We start from the raw sequence: 17,657 nt of genomic DNA, 5'->3' as shown, positions 1-17,657 counted from the left end.
GCTATCCGGCAAATTAACGAGCCAGCCAGCCGCCGTCAACGGCAATGGTATAGCCGTTGATGTAGTCAGACGCGCTGGAGGCGAGGAAAACCACCGGCCCCATCAGATCGCTCGGCAACCCCCAGCGGCCCGCCGGGATACGGTCAAGAATTTCAGCACTACGCTGTTCATCAGCACGTAACTGTTGCGTATTGTTGGTCGCCATATACCCCGGCGCAATCGCATTGACGTTGATGTTATGCTGCGCCCACTCGTTCGCCATCAGGCGGGTAATCCCCATTACGCCGCTTTTCGACGCGGTATAGGACGGAACGCGAATCCCGCCCTGGAAGGACAGCATGGAGGCGATGTTAACGATCTTCCCGCCGTTGCCCTGGGCGATAAAATGCTTCGCCGCCGCCTGCGACATAAAGAACACGCTCTTGATGTTCAGGTTCATCACGTCGTCCCAGTCTTTTTCGCTGAAGTTAATCGCATCTTCACGACGGATCAGTCCCGCATTGTTGACCAGAATATCAATATGACCAAATTCGGCCACGGCGCGTTCCAGCAGTGCCGGAATACCGTCAATCTGACGCAGGTCGGCGGTCAGGCTAAGAAAACGACGGCCCAGCGCAGTGACACGCTCAATGGTTTCCGTCGGCTCCACGATATTAATACCCACGATGTCACAGCCGGCCTCGGCCAGACCCAACGCCATGCCTTGTCCCAGACCGGTATCACAGCCCGAGACTACCGCAACTTTACCTTGCAGAGAAAATGCTTCCAGAATCATTTTTTGTTCCTTACCTTTAGAGCCTGTCACCACAGGCAAACTATGACTGATGCCAGGTGCGACTAGCGCAAATCTTTCACCGCGACGTGGTCCATATCATCGAAAACCTGATTTTCACCGACCATACCCCAGATGAAGGTATAAGCTTTAGTGCCAACGCCGGAGTGAATGGACCAGCTCGGGGAAATGACCGCCTGCTCGTTTTGCATGATGATGTGCCGCGTTTGCTGCGGTTGCCCCATCATATGGAACACGCAGGTGTCCTCATCCATATTGAAATAAAAGTAGACTTCCATACGGCGCTCATGGGTATGGCACGGCATGGTGTTCCACAGGTTGCCGGGAGCCAGCTCGGTCAGGCCCATGCTAAGCTGACAGGTTTCCAGCACGTCCGGAATGAAATATTTATTGATGGTACGACGGTTGCTGGTGAGATTATCCCCCAGCGTGACCGGTGACACGTCGGCAGGCGTCACTTTCTTCGTCGGATAAGTGGTATGTGCGGGCGCGCAGTTGTAGTAGAACTTCGCCGGTTTTGCTGCATCAATGCTGGCAAATACCACTTCTTTCGCGCCTTTACCCACATACAGCGCATCACGATGGCCGATTTCATGGCAGGTGCCGTCTACCGTAATGGTGCCCGGACCACCAATATTAATCACGCCCAGCTCGCGACGTTCAAGAAAGTAGCTCACCCCAAGCTGCTTACCCACTTCGCCGCCGACGGAGACGCTTTTAGCCACGGGCATAATGCCGCCGACGATAATACGGTCAATGTGGCTGTACACCATGGTGTATTCATCGGCCACAAATACGTTTTCGACTAAAAATTCTTTGCGTAACCCTTGAGTATCCAGTGTTTTCGCATGATCGCTGTGGATGCTTTGTCTGATGTCCACGTTACCTCCAGAAGAGAGCCTGTGAGCCTGAACGGCTCGTGAAGCGAACGCTGGTTTCGCTCAGTTGATGTGCTCATCTTAGCCCTCATGAAACGTCTTTTCAATTATAAATAAAACAACGTTTCAATTTTTCTACTAATAAAGTTCAGAAATGTCGCTACGATCGCAAAACCCGTTGTTCAACGGCACGTGCAGCATTAAAACAGCCTGAATGACAGGGCGTTGAATCACCTTCAAAAAATGACGCCAGAAAATAAAAAGCTGGCAATAACGTCAAGATTCTACCGGGCAGGATCACAAAAGGTATGGATATGGCGAAGGTTTTAAGGAAATTCTCGTAAATGCGTTGAGCGTCACAGATTATGAAACGGCGTTTCTATAAATTAATACTCTATTTTCAAATACGGAAACTCCTGAATTGTCAGCGTCATCGTATGAGTGAAATGAGAACTTCTGTAACTGGCCTTTGCCCTCTTTGTGAGGGCTTTTTTTTGCTGACAGACGCGCAGATTAAAGCAGGGAAAGGTTAATCACGTTCTATTGCCAGGGCTACCCCCTGACCGCCGCCGATACAAAGCGTTGCCACGCCGCGCCGCGCCTGGCGCTTCATCATCTCATGCACCAGTGAGACCAGAATACGGCATCCGGATGCGCCAATAGGATGCCCCAGCGCAATGGCTCCCCCGTTTACATTCACCCGACTGGCATCCCATTCCAGCATTTTACCCACTGAAATAGCCTGCGCAGCAAAAGCTTCGTTAACCTCAAGGAGGTCAACCTCAGCCAGCGACCACCCCGCTCTCTCCAGGCAACGGCGCGTGGCGTAAACCGGTGCAATACCCATCAGGGCAGGATCAACACCGACACTGGCGAAAGCACGAATTCGCGCCAGCACCGGTAAATTCAGTTCCTGCGCTTTTGCTTCGCTCATCATCATAACGGCTGCTGCACCATCATTGATCGACGAGGCGTTACCCGCCGTTACTGAACCACTGCGGTCAAAAGCCGGAACGAGGCGGGCCAGTCCTTCAGCACTGGCATCGGTACGGGGTTGTTCATCGGTATCCACCAGAAGGCTTGCCCCATCGGCGCGTACTGTCGCAACCGGGACAATCTCCTCTTTAAAGCGTCCGGAATCAATTGCCAGGCGCGCTTTGTGCCATGAGCGTAACGCCCAGTCATCCTGTAATTCACGGCTGATACCATATTCACGTGCCAGATTCTCAGCCGTTACGCCCATATGATAATCATTAAAGGCGTCCCACAGCCCGTCATGGACCAGACTATCAATTAACTGGCTGTTGCCCAGTTGCGCGCCGGTACGACTGTCGGTCAAGACATGTGGTGCACGGCTCATATTTTCCTGACCTCCGGCAATGATCACATCGGCTTCACCGCACTGGATTGCCTGGGTCGCCAGATGTAGCGCCTTCAGCCCGGAACCACAGACATCATTGATAGTAATGGCTGAAATCGTATTGGGCAGGCCACCATTCAGCGCCGACTGCCGGGCGGGATTTTGCCCGGCACCTGCCGTCAATACCTGACCGAGGATCACCTCATCTACGGTGTTTGCTGCGATGCCGGTACGCTCAACCAGTGCGTTAATGACCGTACTGCCCAGTTCGACGGCAGTAAGGCGCGACAGCGCTCCCTGGAAGCAACCAATAGGCGTGCGAACAGCCCCTACAATGACGACCTCTTTCATGACCACCTCAGCGAAAATATCCTTCGCCATAGTAGTGCATTGTTGAATTTTATTTTCTTGGTTGTTTTAAATAAGTGAGATTTATCACAATGAGTTGTTAATGAAATTTAAAGATATCCAACCAGCACCTGGCGATAGTGGTGACAATATGCCCTTTATCGGGAGAAATATGGTAAGTTGCGCTTCTTTTTGTTACTTACATGCTATTAAAATCTAAATAATGTTGAAATTTTGGTCAAAAGAAGAAACGTTGTGGAGTTTCGCCCTGTATGGAACAGCAGTCGGTGCAGGGACACTGTTTCTGCCGATTCAACTCGGCTCAGCGGGTGCCATCGTGTTGTTGATTACTGCCCTCGTCGCCTACCCATTAACCTACTGGCCACATAAAGCGCTGTGCCAGTTTATCCTTTGTGCAAAAACCTCAGCAGGTGAAGGCATCACGGGTGCGGTGACGCACTATTATGGCAAGAAGATTGGCAATGCCATTACGGCGCTCTATTTTGTCGCCTTTTTTGTCGTTGTGCTGATCTATGCCGTGGCGATTACCAATTCATTATGTGAGCAGGTAGCGAAATACCGGCAAGTGACGACCGGCGTGCGGACGCTGGTAAGCCTGGGCGTGGTTGTGACGCTGAATGCTATATTCCTGATGGGCCGTCAAACCACGATTCGGGTCATGGGACTGCTGGTATTCCCCCTTATCGCTTACTTTTTATTCCTGTCGCTTTATTTAACCGGTAGCTGGCAACCCACTTTACTCACCCGGCAAATGACATTTAATAGTCACACATTACATCAGGTCTGGCTCTCTATTCCGGTGATGGTTTTTGCCTTTAGTCATACGCCAATTATTTCTACGTTTGCCATAGACAGACAAGAAAAATATGGCGAGTTGGCCATGAATAAATGCAAAAAAATTATGAGAGTGGCTTATCTTATTATTTGTCTGAGCGTATTGTTTTTTGTATTTAGCTGCCTGATGACTATTTCGCCGTCCTATATTAACGAGGCAAAAGATCGCGGCGTTACCATTCTTTCGGCACTCTCAATGATGCCTGATTCTCCGGCATGGCTGGCCATTTCCGGTGTAATTGTGGCGGTTGTGGCGATGTCTAAATCGTTCCTTGGAACCTACTTTGGCGTTATTGAGGGGGCAACAGAAATCGTGCGATCCGCGCTGGGCTATGCCGGGTTTAAGAAAAGCCGGGCATTTCATCGGGCGATGTCGGTTATCATTATTTCACTCACGACATTTATTGTTTGTTGCATTAACCCGAATGCCATTTCAATGATTTATGCCGTCAGCGGCCCGTTGATCGCGATGATTTTGTTTATTATGCCAACGCTTTCAACCTGGCTGATTGCCTCGCTGAAACCCTGGCGCTCTCTGGCTAATCTCATCACGCTTATTGTAGGACTGCTCTGCGTTTCGGTGATGTTTTTAAGCTAGTTTTTACCAGCCAAATACCATGTTCCGACACTGTTCTGTGTCGGATCATGGCAGCGCTGCCGCTTGTCTAAAAAATATGACTACCCGGTAATTTTTATTAAATCACTCTACTTCTCTGCCTGCTGATGCAGAACGTGCAAAAAATCGCGTGAAGTTTTGTAATCAGCATAATCCACTGTATTAATTTTAGACAGAAAGGCTCATAATCAGCCTTCAGCCGTTGGCATCCTCTGACGGCATCCCTTATAAGGGGGCTGAGTATGAAATACCATTCTACGGACTATGTCTGCATCATTACCGATATTCACCCTGCAAACCTGCGTCGTTGGTATCGCTACGGTCTGATTAGCGCAGGCGAATTTTCAGAAGGCTGGAATGAAACGCAGCTTGAGGACATTCGTACGGTAAAAACCCAAACAGCGCGTGGCGCAACACTTCTGGAAATCCGCAAAAGCCACCAATCAGGTTTTCCACTGCATTCTTATGGCTGGTCTGCGTTGAAAGGTGAGTTGCTCTGGCAGCTTGAGTTCGGCACCGATCGCGCACTGTCCCGCTATGTGCGCACTATCATGCGCGATTATTCCAGTAATGATGTGGTTAATTCATTACTGCGCCCAGTCAATCGCTGGTTGCAGGAAGATACCCGTGACGGGGCTATACGCCGCCTGCGCCGCTTCCACCAGTGTGTTGTTCAGCGCGCCGGATCGTTGACCCGTTCTTCCCGCCGTAGCGGAGACATCCCTCTGTTTCTTGAGGCGATAAGCGTGAAAGACGACAATGAAATCTGGCTGGAAGCGATCCGTCTGGCCGGGCAGGGATTCAGCGTTGACGTATCCTCCACGGTTACAAACACGCCTGTCACTATCAGCAGCCGCCATGAACACCATGTCATGTGGTGCGGCGCGGGCATCAGTGCGGGAATGCAAAAGCATTTCAGCGACAGCATCGCTGACGGTAAATCGGTCATGCTTTGCGGTCCGGACTGTAACCTCACTCATTAAGTTACCCACGCCTTGTAACCTCTCGGGTTGAAAGCCAGATAACGGGCAAGTTCGGCGTGCCTTACCCGTTTTTCGTATTACCTCTTCCTCTGCTTTGACTGTACTTTTTTGTCAACCGGCACTGATAACAGCAACATAATCCTGACGGAGCACAAGCAGAGCCAGCGTCTTCTTTCTGGTTCCATGACAGTATGCAACCTCTTTCCAGTGCGGCCCCTCAGGGGCACGCCTCATTTAAGGATAGGGTTGTTAATCGATGGCGAGCTATTTCTTTTCCATTCCTGATGTCCACTTTGGCGAAGACGCCATCAGTACGTTGCGTCGTTTGAATCATAAAAAAGTCGGGATCGTCACGGATAATTTTATGGCATCGTCAGGGAAAACACGCTATCTGATTAACGAAATGCCTCAGGCTTGCGTGTCTATTTTCAGTGAGGTTACGCCCGATCCCAGTATTGATATTTTGCACGCTGGCGCATCCCAGTTTAAGACCTTCAAACCGGATGCGATTATCGCGCTGGGCGGGGGCTCCTCGCTGGATGCAGCGAAAGGAATTAAGGTCACGCTTGAAGAATATTTCCCTGACCATGCAATAGAGCTGATTGCGATTCCAACCACCAGCGGCTCCGGTTCGGAAGTTACCGCCTACGCTATTATTTCCGATCCTGAGAATGGGCGTAAATATCCGCTTATTGACGAAAAACTGGTGCCGAACTGCGCCATTCTCGATCCACATCTGGTGTTATCAGTCCCGCGCCAGGTGGCGGTCGATACCGGTATGGACGTTCTGACCCATGCAATTGAGGCGCTGGTCTCTGATGGTGCTAACGACTTTAGCGATGCGCTGGCGGAGAAAGCCATCGCCCTGGTCTGGCACTTTCTGCCCGTCGTATTTACGGATGAAAAAAACCTCGATGCCCGCGCACATATGCATAACGCCTCCTGTATGGCAGGGATGGCCTTTAATTCCGCCGGACTGGGGCTGGTACACGGTATGGCCCATGCGATTGGCGGCATGCTGCATATTCCTCATGGCAAAATTAATGCCATGCTGCTGCCGTTAGTCATTGAATACAATGCAGAACGTTCATCTGCCGCCTTTGAACGTTATCTGAAGTGCGCGACGATTATGGATCTTCAGGCGGCCACGCCGCAGCAGACATTGCGTGAGCTTATCGGGCGCTTGCATGCCATGAACCGTCATTTTGGTATCCCCGCTACGCTGGCAGAACTGTCGGTGGAGAGGTCTGCCTTTGAAGCATTACGCCAGCCGCTGATTGCCGCAGCACTGGCAGACGGCTGTACCACATCTAATCCCTGTATTCCGCTTCCGGCGGATATCGACCGTTTATTAACCCGTATTGCTGGCTGAATCTGGACAGGTTTGTCCTGGATTTTCCGCACGGTAAAAAAAGTCCTGCGTGAGGGCAAAAAGCAAAACGCAGGACGTCCTATTCTCAGACTTGCTCTATTAGCCACTTTCAGGTCGTTGACGTTATGAATTACAACCAGCAACAAGCCGAATGGATCACCCAACAAATTCTTCAGGAACTGGCCGCACATAAAGATCTCGCCGAGACACACTCCTCGCCGACGCTGAGTATCCCCGTGGGCATCTCCAATCGTCACGTCCATTTAAGCCGTGAAGATATGGATGCGCTGTTCGGTCATGGCTCGACCCTGACGCGGATGAAAGCCGTCAAACAACCCGGTCAGTATGCCGCCGAAGAAACGGTGACGCTGCGCGGTCCTAAAGGTGAACTGCAAAAAGTGCGGGTGTTGGGTCCCTTACGCAGCGCCACGCAAATTGAGATTTCCGTCTCTGACGGTTTCGTTCTGGGCGTTAAGGCCCCGGTGCGGATGTCCGGCGACCTGGAGAACTCGCCGGGTATTGAAATCATCGGTCCCTACGGGCGGGTGTTGAAAACCGACGGGGCAATTGTGGCCTGGCGGCATATCCATATTTCTCCGGCGCAAGCAGAGCGTTTTGCGCTGCGTGACGGCATGGAAATCGATGTGCGTATTGATGGTCACCGGGGCGGTATCCTGAGTCACGTGGTGGTCCGCGTCAGCGCCGATGCGGTACTGGAAATGCATATCGATGTTGAAGAAGCCAACGGCTTCGGCCTGCGTAACGGCGATTGCGTGACGCGAGTGAGCGCATCAGACCGGCAGGACTACTGAGGAAAATCATGGATCAGCATACTCTGTCGCGACTGCTGGATACCATTATTGACGAGCTGTTGGCGCGTCGCCAGGCGCTGTTACAGGCTCCCGGGAAAGTCATGCGCGTGGTCATCAGCGGAGACGATCTCACGACGCTACCGGCCACGCTGAAGTGCCTGACGGCCCTGACTGACAACGGCTATGCCTTGCGACTGACGTTTTCCTGGAGCGCCTCGCAATCCGCGCTGCAGGCAGCCTGTCTGCAAGCGTTAACGCAGCGTGGCATCAACGTGCTGTGTGATGACCGCGAGCCTGACCATCGCGACGAAAACGACTGGGGTCTGTATCTGCCTGCACTCTCCACCAATAGCCTGAGCAAAATTGCCCTCAGCATTAGCGATAATCGGGTATGCCGCTGGGTATTCTTCGCCCTGGCACGTAATAAACAGGTCATCGTCACGCTGAACCATGATGCCAGCGCGCAATTTGCGCCTGCCCTGCGGACCCGGCTTATGAATTATGCCGCGACACTGGCGGAGTATGGCTGTACGGTCCTCGGCCAGGCAACGCCCGTCAGCCATCAAAAGCGTTTGCTGACGCTGAGCGATGTGCGACAGCACGCCGCCCGCGACGTCATTCGTATTGGCCATAACACCCTGATTACTCCCGCCGCCCGCGATGAGATCCGGGCCAGGGGCCTTTCTATCATTCAGCGTCCTGAGGAGTAAGTATGTATCTGGCAAAGGTCACCGGCGCGCTCGTCTCCACCACCAAACACGCCTCGCTTAATGGGGCAAAACTGTTGATTGTTGCCCGGCTGGATGAGCGCTATCAGCCCACGGGGACCGCCCAGGTTGCCGTCGATTTTGTCGGGGCAGGCAACGGTGAAATCGTCATCGTCACCACCGGCAGTTCGGCACGCATGAGCAACAGTAAAGAGCACTCGGTCATTGATGCATCGATCGTGGGTATCGTTGATTCCGTTGACCTGAGTGACCAGTAAACCTGGCTTGAGGGAGAACATCATGCACCACGAGTCCGATGCCGAACTTCATCGACGTATCAGGGACGCCATCTCGCGTCAGCTGTCGCCACGTCAGTTGTCGCTCAGTCTGGCAGATGCTGCATCGCTGGCACACTACGCGCAAGAGGCGGCAGACGCCTGCGATGTGCCCATTGTATTTAGTCTTGTCGATGCCGGTGGGCATCAGCGCTATTTCTTCAGCATGGACAACGCGTTGCTGATTGCTCATACGCTGGCCGGACAAAAGGCCTGGACCGCCGTGGCGCTTAAAATGGCGACTCATCATCTGGCGAAAGAAGTCCAGCCGGGTGCCAGCCTTTACGGGTTACAGCATGAAGCAGGAATTTGCTGTTTTGGCGGAGGATTACCCTGCTGGTCTGCAGGCGTGCTGTTAGGCGGCATCGGCATCAGTGGCGGCAGTGTAGAGCAGGATATCGCTATCGCCAGCGCCGCGTTACAGCGCTTTAGTCAGGAACACTTTTCACTTACCGCTTTTCAATAATTGCGCTTACTACGGGCAGGGGTCGTTATGTCGTTAGCTTCACTGGTTCTGGTTATTAACTGTGGTTCATCTTCACTTAAGTTCTCGGTGATCCCGCGTGATGAAGAAATGCCGCTTCTCTCCGGTCTCGCCGAGAAACTGGGGCTGGCAGAAGCGTGTATCACGTTTAAAGACAGCGCCGGGCATAAAACCACCCTGGCGCTCGCTGAGTCCTCGCATCATCATGCGCTCAGTCAGTTATTTGCAAAGCTCGAAGCGATGGCACTTCTGCCGCGTCTTTGCGCTATTGGGCACCGGGTTGCCCACGGCGGCAGTGATTTCCAGCAATCGGTGCTGATTGATGCGCCGGTTATTGCCCGCATCCGTGAACTCTCCGCCCTGGCTCCGCTGCATAACCCGGCAAACCTGACCGGCATTAATGCGGCCATAACGCTGTTGCCGCATCTGCCGCAGGTGGCGGTCTTTGACACCGCCTTTCATCAGACCCTGCCGCCGGCAGCATACACCTATGCGATCCCGCTGGAATATCAACAACGCCATCAGGTCAGACGCTACGGATTTCACGGCACCTCGCACCGGTTTATAGCGGCGGAAGCGGTTAAACGCCTCGATCTCGATCCGTGCAACCACGGCATTATTGTCGCCCATCTTGGTAATGGTTCCTCCGTTTGCGCGGTAAAAAATGGCGTCAGCGTGGATACCTCGATGGGCATGACGCCGCTTGAAGGGCTGGTGATGGGCACGCGCTGCGGCGATCTGGATTTTGGTGCCGCCGCCTATATTGCCCGCTGCAGCGAGCAGTCTATTGAGGCAGTGTATAAAATGGCGAATAACGAATCCGGCCTGCTGGGGATTTCCGGCCTTTCCAGCGACTGCCGCACGTTGCAGGAGGCGCGCAGCCAGGGCGATGCACGCGCTGCGCTGGCGATTGACGTTATGGTCCACCGTCTGGCCCGGCATATTGGCGCGCATCTTGCTTCGCTACATCGCTTTGATGCGCTGATTTTCACCGGCGGGATCGGGGAGAATTCTGCGCTGGTACGCGAGCTAACGGCGCAAAAGCTGGCGATCTTCGGCGTTAAGCTCGACTGCAAAAAAAATGACTACCTGTATAGCGGTCGCGACGGGGTGATTTCCCTGCCCGGCTCGCCGCTTGTCGCCGTCATCCCGACGAATGAAGAAAAGATGATTGCCGAGGATGCCGCGGCCATTGCTTCCTCCCTGGCCGGGGCGCTGAGTTAATGCGATCACAGACAGGATTTTATTGTCCGTCACGATAGTGGAAAACAAGAAAGTCTCTCTGACGAGCAAAACATTTTGTCCTCCGGGCAATAATATCGTAGTGCATAAATTAATGATGTAGATGGATTAACCCGTGTCTGGTTATTTCATTACTGGCTTTTACTCTTACCTGGAAATATTGAGGTTACTATGCAACAAGAAGCATTAGGTATGGTTGAAACAAAAGGTCTGGTCTCCGCAATTGAAGCCGCAGATACCATGGTTAAATCCGCAAACGTGATGCTGGTCGGCTATGAAAAAATTGGTTCCGGGCTGGTCACCGTTATGGTCCGCGGCGACGTTGGTGCCGTGAAAGCTGCGACTGACGCAGGCTCGGCGGCAGCAACGAAAGTGGGTGAACTGGTTTCCGTACATGTTATTCCACGCCCGCATATCGAAGTGGAAAAAATCCTGCCGAAAGCTGTCAGTTAATAAAGACTGAGGATACTGACCATGAGAGATAATCTTGTTGAACAGATTATATCTGAAGTAATGAATAAACAGACCGGCAGCACTACAAATAATAAAACCGCCGCCAGTTTTACCGGCTGTGGTTTAACAGAATTTGTCGGCACCGCCCTCGGTCATACTATTGGGCTGGTTATTGCCAATGTCGATCATCAATTACATGAAGTGATGAATATCGACAAGAAATATCGCTCAATCGGTATTCTTGGTGCCCGCACAGGTGCTGGCCCGCATATTTTCGCTGCAGACGAAGCCATTAAAGCCACCAATAGCGAGATCCTCGCCATTGAGCTTGCCCGCGACACCGAAGGCGGCGGCGGCCACGGCTGCATGATTGTTTTTGGCGCTGCCGATGTCTCCGACGTGCGCCGGGCAATTGAAGTGGCGCTTGCGGAAATTGAACGAACCATGGGCGACGTCTATGGCTCCCCGGCCGGTCATCTGGAGTTCCAGTACACTGCCCGCGCCAGCTATGCACTCAATAAAGCCTTCGACGCGCCGTTAGGCAAAGCGTTCGGCATGACCTGCGCCTGCCCGGCGGCGATCGGTATCGTGGTTGCCGATGCGGCAGCCAAAGCGGCGGTTGTCGATCCGGTCGGCTATGCCAGCCCCGGTAAAGGCACCAGCTTCAGTAACGAAGTGATCTTTACCTTCGCGGGCGATTCCGGCGCGGTACGCCAGGCCGTCATTGCGGCAAGGGATGTGGGGCTGCAACTGTTGTCCACCTTAGATCCTACGCCGATTAAATCGACGACCACGCCCTACATTTAATGGCCTGCCGCCATGCGCCAGACGCGATGTGAAGTAAGGAATAAATAGCATGAATGATATTGAAATTACTCAGGCCGTCTCGCGCGTGCTGAGTAAATACAGCAAAACCTCGCCTGAGACCGCCGTCCAAAGCGCATCGGCGGCTGTGACAACGCCCGATCGCGACAGTATCGAGGCGATTGTCGCCAGCGTGCTGGCAGGCCGTCAAAGCAGCGCCCCCGGCGCGTCACCTGCCACGGGTGACGGGGCATTTGCCACTATGGATGAGGCCATTGCCGCCGCGAAGCAGGCACAAATCCAGTACCGTCACTGCACCATGCAGGATCGGGCCAGCTTTATTGACGGCATCCGCAAACTTTTCCTTCAGGAAGAGGTTTTGCAGACCATATCGCGCATGGCGGTAGAAGAAACCGGGATGGGGAATTACGCCGATAAGCTGGTGAAAAACCGGGTTGCCGCGCAAAAAACACCGGGCGTGGAGGATTTATTAACCTGTGCGCAAAGCGGCGATAACGGCCTGACGCTAACGGAATATTCGGCGTTTGGCGTGATTGGCTCCATTACCCCTACCACCAATCCGACAGAAACCATCATCAACAATTCCATCGGTATGCTGGCGGCGGGGAATACTGTCATTTTCAGCCCGCACCCGCGCTCACGTAACGTCTCCCTGCACTGTGTGGCTCTGATTAATCAGCGGCTGGCGCAACTTGGGGCCCCGGCGAACCTGGTGGTGACCGTCAGCAAACCGTCCATCGATAATACCAACGCTTTAATTAACGATCCGCGCGTTAATATGCTGGTGGCAACAGGCGGGCCGGCGATTGTTAAAACCGTGATGTCGTCAGGCAAAAAAGCGATAGGCGCAGGGGCAGGTAACCCGCCAGCCGTCGTAGACGAAACGGCCAATATTGAGAAAGCAGCCAGAGACATTATCAACGGCTGTAGTTTTGACAATAACCTGCCCTGCGTGGCTGAGAAAGAGGTCATCGTTGTTAACGACGTGGCGGATTATCTTATCCACTGTATGAAAAAAAGCGGCGCACTGCTGCTGTGCGATAAACAGCATATTCAGCAGTTGCAATCCCTGGTGCTGAATGAAAAAGGTACCGGCCCGAATACCGCCTTTGTTGGTAAAAATGCCCGCTATATCCTGCAAAAAATCGGTATCGACGCGCCGGAAGAGGTGAAAGTCATCCTGATTGAAACGGAACGCGATCATCCTTTCGTGGTGCATGAATTGATGATGCCGATCCTGCCGGTGGTACGAGTCGAAAACGTTGATGAAGCCATCGATCTGGCGGTCAAAGTGGAACATGGCAATCGGCACACCGCGATGATGCATTCAACCAACGTTGAAAAACTCACCCGGATGGCGCGCCTGATCCAGACCACGATTTTTGTCAAAAACGGCCCGTCCTACGCCGGGATTGGCGTCGGCGGCGAAGGCCATGCCACCTTCACTATAGCCGGTCCAACCGGTGAAGGGCTTACGTCGGCACGCACCTTTGCCAGACATCGCCGGTGCGTGATGGTTGAAGCACTGAATATTCGCTGAGTTAAGCGGAACAGGTGATCTTAAGATGAAAACACGCATTATCAACGCCCCGACGCCGGAAACGCTGGCGATGCTGAAGCGGCGCATGCCCTCGGAGTCTCGTAATCGGCTGGACAGGTTCCGCATTGATGCCATCGGATTGATTATGCTGCCCGTTCCGGATCTTTACTTTTTTGCTGACCGGGCCAGCAAAAGCGCCAATGTTGCGGTATCAGAAATCTTTGGTAGTTGCCCGCAACATATTACGACGCTGGCAATATTTGGTGAAGTTGCGGCAGTAAACGAAGCGATACGTATTATTGAGGATGACAGTAATACATTCTAAGAGCGCATTATTAGCAGCACAGAGAGTTAGACACTTTCAAGTATTAATTATATAGCGCCAGACGACCTTATTATTATCGTATCCCGGTACTGCCGTCAGGCAAAAAAAATTCCGGCGTGATAAACGCATCACGCCAATATCATTTCGGGAGTTATTGTATGTTAGAGAAAGGCTTTACTAATCCGACAGACCGTGTCGTAAGACTGAAAAACGTTATCCTGAATGCTAAACCTTACGTGGAATCTGAGCGTGCAGTGCTGGCAACGGCGGCTTACAAAGAGAATGAACATCTGCCCGCGATTATGCGTCGGGCAAAAGTAGTTGAGAAAATATTCAATGAATTACCGGTCACGATTCGCCCTGACGAATTAATTGTCGGGGCGGTAACCATTAATCCGCGCTCTACCGAAATTTGCCCGGAATTCTCTTATGACTGGGTTGAAAAAGAATTTGATACGATGGAACATCGTATCGCCGATCCATTTATTATTCCGAAAAAAACCGCTCAAGACCTGCACGAGGCATTTAAATACTGGCCGGGTAAAACCACCAGTTCACTGGCCGCCTCTTATATGTCTGACGCGACAAAAGAGAGTATGGGTAACGGTGTTTTTACCGTCGGCAACTATTTCTATGGTGGCGTCGGCCACGTCAGCGTCGATTATGGCAAAATCCTGAAAATTGGTTTTCGCGGCGTAATTGAGGAAGTCACTCGCGCCCGTGAAAATCTGGACCGCAGCGCGCCAGACTATATTAAAAAAGAGCAATTTTATCATGCGGTCATTCTGAGCTATCAGGCGGCGATTAACTTTGCCCACCGCTATGCCCAGGAAGCGACCCGCCTGGCGCGTGAAGAGCGCAATCCTGCCCGCCAACGTGAGCTGGAGCAGATTGCGCAAAACTGCACCCGCGTACCGGAACATGGCGCGACCACCTTCTGGGAAGCCTGCCAGACCTTCTGGTTTATCCAGAGCATGCTGCAAATCGAATCAAGCGGCCACTCTATTTCTCCCGGACGCTTCGACCAGTATATGTATCCCTACCTGGCGGCCGATAAAAACATTGATGCGGAATTTGCCCAGGAGCTGGTGGACTGCTGCTGGATTAAACTTAACGACATCAACAAAACCCGTGATGAAGTCTCCGCCCAGGCGTTTGCCGGATATGCGGTATTCCAGAACCTGTGCGTTGGCGGCCAGACCGAAGACGGGCGTGACGCCACCAACCCGCTGACCTATATGTGTATGGAGGCCACTGCGCATGTTCGTCTGCCTCAGCCTTCTTTTTCCATTCGCGTCTGGCAGGGCACGCCGGATGAGTTCCTCTTCCGCGCCTGTGAACTGGTACGCCTCGGCCTCGGCGTACCGGCGATGTATAACGATGAAGTCATTATTCCGGCGCTGCAAAACCGTGGCGTTTCGCTGCGTGATGCGCGCGATTATTGCATCATTGGTTGTGTAGAACCTCAGGCACCGCACCGCACGGAAGGCTGGCACGACGCTGCATTCTTTAACGTGGCGAAAGTGCTGGAAATCACCCTGAATAACGGTCGTTCAGGCAATAAACAGCTCGGCCCGGCAACTGGCGAGTTGACCCAGTACGCCAGCCTTGATGACTTTTATACCGCCTTTAAAAAGCAGATGGCGCATTTTGTTCATCAACTGGTTGAGGCCTGTAATAGCGTGGATATTGCCCACGGCGAACGCTGCCCGCTGCCTTTCCTCTCCGCAATGGTTGATGACTGTATTGGACGGGGGAAATCACTTCAGGAAGGCGGCGCGATTTATAACTTTACCGGCCCGCAGGCGTTCGGTATCGCCGATACCGGCGACTCGGTGTATGCCATTCAAAAACAGGTTTTTGAAGACCGCAGACTGACGTTACAGGAGCTGAAAGGCGCACTGGACGCTAACTTTGGTTATCCGGTAGGCGGCAATGCCCATAGCGCGCCAGCGAAGTCGTCTCTGGGCGAGCAGGAAATTTACGCGATTGTGAAGCAGATCATTGAGCGTGATGGCTCACTCGATCCGGCGACGATTAAAAACGAGGTTTACCGTCAGCTTTCCGCTACCGGCACCGCGCCGTCCGGCAACAGCTCCCGCTTTGAAGAGATTCGTCATATTCTGGAGAACACGCCGTGCTTTGGTAACGATATTGATGAAGTGGATCTGGTTGCCCGTCAGTGTGCCCTGATTTACTGCCAGGAAGTCGAGAAATACACCAACCCGCGCGGAGGACGTTTCCAGGCGGGTATCTATCCGGTTTCTGCTAACGTTCTGTTTGGTAAAGATGTTGCCGCGCTGCCGGATGGTCGCCTGGCGAAAGAGCCGCTGGCCGACGGCGTTTCACCTCGTCAGGGCAAAGATACGCAGGGCCCAACTGCCGCCGCTAACTCGGTGGCCAAACTGGATCACTTCATTGCCTCTAACGGCACGCTGTACAACCAGAAATTCCTGCCGTCTTCGCTGGCGGGAGAAAAGGGGCTGCATCATTTCGGCGGACTGGTACGTAACTACTTTGATAAAAAAGGGATGCACGTTCAGTTCAACGTGATTGACCGTAATACGTTAGTAGAAGCGCAAAAAAATCCGCAGCAGCATCAGGACCTGGTCGTTCGTGTCGCCGGTTACAGCGCGCAATTTGTGGTGCTGGCGAAAGAAGTTCAGGACGATATTATCAGCCGTACCGAACAACAGTTCTGATACCTCCTGTCTGAAGGCCATGGTTTCCATGGCCTTTTTTAAAGCTGATTTTCGGCGGCTAACCTGGTTAGCACGCCGCCTTTATAACGAGTAATGTAATGAATAGAGTCGAATACGATACGGAAGGCGTTTTATTCAATATTCAACGCTATTCCCTGCACGACGGCCCGGGGATCCGTACAATCCCTTTTTTTAAAGGGTGCCCGCTGGCCTGTAAATGGTGCAGTAATCCGGAGTCGCAACGTCCACAGCCCGAATTAATTTATAAAAAAAATGATTGTATCCGCTGTGGGAAATGTATTGAGGTATGTCCGCAAAACGCACTGTCACCAGACAATCCATATTTTGTCGACCGTGAACGCTGCGTGCAGTGCGGTGAGTGTACAAAAGTATGCCCGACGCAGGCGCTGGAAATGAAAGGCAAACGAATGACCGTCAATGAGGTCATTCGCGAACTGCAAAAAGAAGAGAACCTGTTTCGCCGTTCCGGCGGCGGCGTAACATTATCGGGTGGCGAACCGCTGGCGCAGCCGGAATTCGCTCGTGAATTACTTAAAGCCTGTAAAGCAAAAGGCTGGCATACGGCGATTGAGACCACCGGCTTCACGACTAAAGAGGTCGTGGAAGACGTTTTCCCATGGATTGATTTAGCGTTAACCGATATTAAAGCGATTAACCCAACGGTTCACGAGCAGAATACCGGGGTTAATAACAGCCGAATTCTCGAAAATCTGCTGAGAATTTCATTTATTACCAAAGTCATTGTTCGTATCCCGCTGGTGCCGGGTGTAAATGATAATGAAGAGGAAATTCGTAGCATTGCCGAATTCGCCAAATTAATGTCTGGCGTTGATACCATTCACTTACTTCCTTACCATACCTTTGGTGAAAATAAATATACGTTGCTTGGCAGAATTTACCCGATGGGCGATACTCCTTCGCTGGCTGAAAATAAAATCGAAAAGCTGAAGAAAATTATTGAATCGATGGGCTTTCATTGTCACATCGGCGGCTAACCCCCTCCCGG

17 protein-coding genes are annotated in these 17,657 nt (G+C 52.4%); 14 read left to right on the top strand and 3 right to left on the bottom strand.

Features of this window, described 5'->3' with window-relative positions; translation table 11 throughout:
* Positions 1-13: 13 nt before the first annotated feature.
* The 3 genes from kduD to CHU32_RS05900 form a co-directional block, all read right to left on the bottom strand.
* Complete coding sequence (gene kduD, locus CHU32_RS05910) at positions 14-775, bottom strand: 2-dehydro-3-deoxy-D-gluconate 5-dehydrogenase KduD (protein WP_103675156.1); 762 nt, start codon at positions 773-775, stop codon at positions 14-16.
* 62 nt (positions 776-837) lie between these two features.
* Entirely contained in the window at positions 838-1,674 is an 837-nt protein-coding gene (gene kduI, locus CHU32_RS05905) for a 5-dehydro-4-deoxy-D-glucuronate isomerase (RefSeq protein ID WP_103675155.1), read from the bottom strand.
* Positions 1,675-2,200: 526 nt separating this feature from the next.
* Positions 2,201-3,382, bottom strand: a complete 1,182-nt coding sequence (locus tag CHU32_RS05900; protein WP_103675324.1) for an acetyl-CoA C-acetyltransferase — start codon at positions 3,380-3,382, stop codon at positions 2,201-2,203.
* Between the two features lie 220 nt (positions 3,383-3,602).
* Between CHU32_RS05900 and CHU32_RS05895 the strand changes: the two genes are divergently transcribed.
* The 14 genes from CHU32_RS05895 (at position 3,603) to CHU32_RS05830 (ending at position 17,646) form a co-directional block, all read left to right on the top strand.
* Positions 3,603-4,832, top strand: a complete 1,230-nt coding sequence (locus CHU32_RS05895; RefSeq protein WP_103675154.1) for an amino acid permease — start codon at positions 3,603-3,605, stop codon at positions 4,830-4,832.
* 260 nt (positions 4,833-5,092) lie between these two features.
* Entirely contained in the window at positions 5,093-5,833 is a 741-nt protein-coding gene (locus CHU32_RS05890) for a transcriptional regulator (RefSeq protein WP_245880185.1), read from the top strand.
* Positions 5,834-6,089: 256 nt separating this feature from the next.
* A complete protein-coding gene (locus CHU32_RS05885) occupies positions 6,090-7,205 on the top strand; it encodes a 1-propanol dehydrogenase PduQ (protein ID WP_103675153.1) in 1,116 nt (371 codons plus the stop codon).
* 125 nt (positions 7,206-7,330) lie between these two features.
* The gene (locus CHU32_RS05880) at positions 7,331-8,017 is read left to right on the top strand and encodes a phosphate propanoyltransferase (RefSeq protein WP_103675152.1); all 687 of its coding nucleotides are present in this window, start codon (positions 7,331-7,333) and stop codon (positions 8,015-8,017) included.
* Positions 8,018-8,025: 8 nt separating this feature from the next.
* Positions 8,026-8,727: an HFCD family protein gene (locus tag CHU32_RS05875; protein WP_103675151.1), complete on the top strand. Its 702-nt coding sequence runs from the start codon at positions 8,026-8,028 to the stop codon at positions 8,725-8,727.
* Positions 8,728-8,729: 2 nt separating this feature from the next.
* Complete coding sequence (locus tag CHU32_RS05870; RefSeq protein ID WP_103675150.1) at positions 8,730-9,002, top strand: EutN/CcmL family microcompartment protein; 273 nt, start codon at positions 8,730-8,732, stop codon at positions 9,000-9,002.
* 22 nt (positions 9,003-9,024) lie between these two features.
* Positions 9,025-9,525, top strand: a complete 501-nt coding sequence (locus tag CHU32_RS05865; protein ID WP_103675149.1) for a GlcG/HbpS family heme-binding protein — start codon at positions 9,025-9,027, stop codon at positions 9,523-9,525.
* A gap of 27 nt (positions 9,526-9,552) precedes the next feature.
* Positions 9,553-10,767: a propionate kinase gene (tdcD, locus tag CHU32_RS05860; RefSeq protein WP_103675148.1), complete on the top strand. Its 1,215-nt coding sequence runs from the start codon at positions 9,553-9,555 to the stop codon at positions 10,765-10,767.
* A gap of 189 nt (positions 10,768-10,956) precedes the next feature.
* Positions 10,957-11,238, top strand: a complete 282-nt coding sequence (gene grpH, locus CHU32_RS05855; protein WP_103675147.1) for a propanediol utilization system shell hexameric protein GrpH — start codon at positions 10,957-10,959, stop codon at positions 11,236-11,238.
* Positions 11,239-11,259: 21 nt separating this feature from the next.
* Complete coding sequence (gene pduB, locus CHU32_RS05850) at positions 11,260-12,045, top strand: propanediol utilization microcompartment protein PduB (protein ID WP_103675146.1); 786 nt, start codon at positions 11,260-11,262, stop codon at positions 12,043-12,045.
* 49 nt (positions 12,046-12,094) lie between these two features.
* Positions 12,095-13,603 carry an aldehyde dehydrogenase family protein gene (locus tag CHU32_RS05845; protein ID WP_103675145.1) on the top strand — a complete coding sequence of 503 codons (1,509 nt, stop codon included), beginning with the start codon at positions 12,095-12,097 and terminating at the stop codon, positions 13,601-13,603.
* A gap of 25 nt (positions 13,604-13,628) precedes the next feature.
* Positions 13,629-13,928, top strand: a complete 300-nt coding sequence (locus tag CHU32_RS05840) for a BMC domain-containing protein (RefSeq protein WP_103675144.1) — start codon at positions 13,629-13,631, stop codon at positions 13,926-13,928.
* 158 nt (positions 13,929-14,086) lie between these two features.
* Entirely contained in the window at positions 14,087-16,630 is a 2,544-nt protein-coding gene (gene grpM, locus CHU32_RS05835) for a glycyl radical diol dehydratase GrpM (RefSeq protein ID WP_103675143.1), read from the top strand.
* A gap of 98 nt (positions 16,631-16,728) precedes the next feature.
* Positions 16,729-17,646, top strand: coding sequence for a glycyl-radical enzyme activating protein (locus tag CHU32_RS05830; protein WP_103675142.1), 918 nt, complete (start codon positions 16,729-16,731; stop codon positions 17,644-17,646).
* Positions 17,647-17,657 lie beyond the last annotated feature (11 nt).

Source organism: Superficieibacter electus (assembly GCF_002915575.1).
GTDB classification, from domain to species: Bacteria; Pseudomonadota; Gammaproteobacteria; order Enterobacterales; family Enterobacteriaceae; genus Superficieibacter; species Superficieibacter electus.
Note: the sequence above shows the minus strand (reverse complement) of the source record. Positions and strands in the feature narration are given on the sequence as shown.

Coding starts and splice junctions, on each gene's coding strand:
- kduD (WP_103675156.1), bottom strand. CDS start 775: ATGATTCTGGAAGCATTTTCTCTGCAAGGTAAAGTTGCGGTAGTCTCG.
- tdcD (WP_103675148.1), top strand. CDS start 9,553: ATGTCGTTAGCTTCACTGGTTCTGGTTATTAACTGTGGTTCATCTTCA.
- CHU32_RS05880 (WP_103675152.1), top strand. CDS start 7,331: ATGAATTACAACCAGCAACAAGCCGAATGGATCACCCAACAAATTCTT.
- CHU32_RS05890 (WP_245880185.1), top strand. CDS start 5,093: ATGAAATACCATTCTACGGACTATGTCTGCATCATTACCGATATTCAC.
- pduB (WP_103675146.1), top strand. CDS start 11,260: ATGAGAGATAATCTTGTTGAACAGATTATATCTGAAGTAATGAATAAA.
- CHU32_RS05845 (WP_103675145.1), top strand. CDS start 12,095: ATGAATGATATTGAAATTACTCAGGCCGTCTCGCGCGTGCTGAGTAAA.
- CHU32_RS05830 (WP_103675142.1), top strand. CDS start 16,729: ATGAATAGAGTCGAATACGATACGGAAGGCGTTTTATTCAATATTCAA.
- CHU32_RS05895 (WP_103675154.1), top strand. CDS start 3,603: ATGTTGAAATTTTGGTCAAAAGAAGAAACGTTGTGGAGTTTCGCCCTG.
- CHU32_RS05885 (WP_103675153.1), top strand. CDS start 6,090: ATGGCGAGCTATTTCTTTTCCATTCCTGATGTCCACTTTGGCGAAGAC.
- CHU32_RS05840 (WP_103675144.1), top strand. CDS start 13,629: ATGAAAACACGCATTATCAACGCCCCGACGCCGGAAACGCTGGCGATG.
- CHU32_RS05870 (WP_103675150.1), top strand. CDS start 8,730: ATGTATCTGGCAAAGGTCACCGGCGCGCTCGTCTCCACCACCAAACAC.
- CHU32_RS05865 (WP_103675149.1), top strand. CDS start 9,025: ATGCACCACGAGTCCGATGCCGAACTTCATCGACGTATCAGGGACGCC.
- CHU32_RS05900 (WP_103675324.1), bottom strand. CDS start 3,382: ATGAAAGAGGTCGTCATTGTAGGGGCTGTTCGCACGCCTATTGGTTGC.
- grpH (WP_103675147.1), top strand. CDS start 10,957: ATGCAACAAGAAGCATTAGGTATGGTTGAAACAAAAGGTCTGGTCTCC.
- grpM (WP_103675143.1), top strand. CDS start 14,087: ATGTTAGAGAAAGGCTTTACTAATCCGACAGACCGTGTCGTAAGACTG.
- CHU32_RS05875 (WP_103675151.1), top strand. CDS start 8,026: ATGGATCAGCATACTCTGTCGCGACTGCTGGATACCATTATTGACGAG.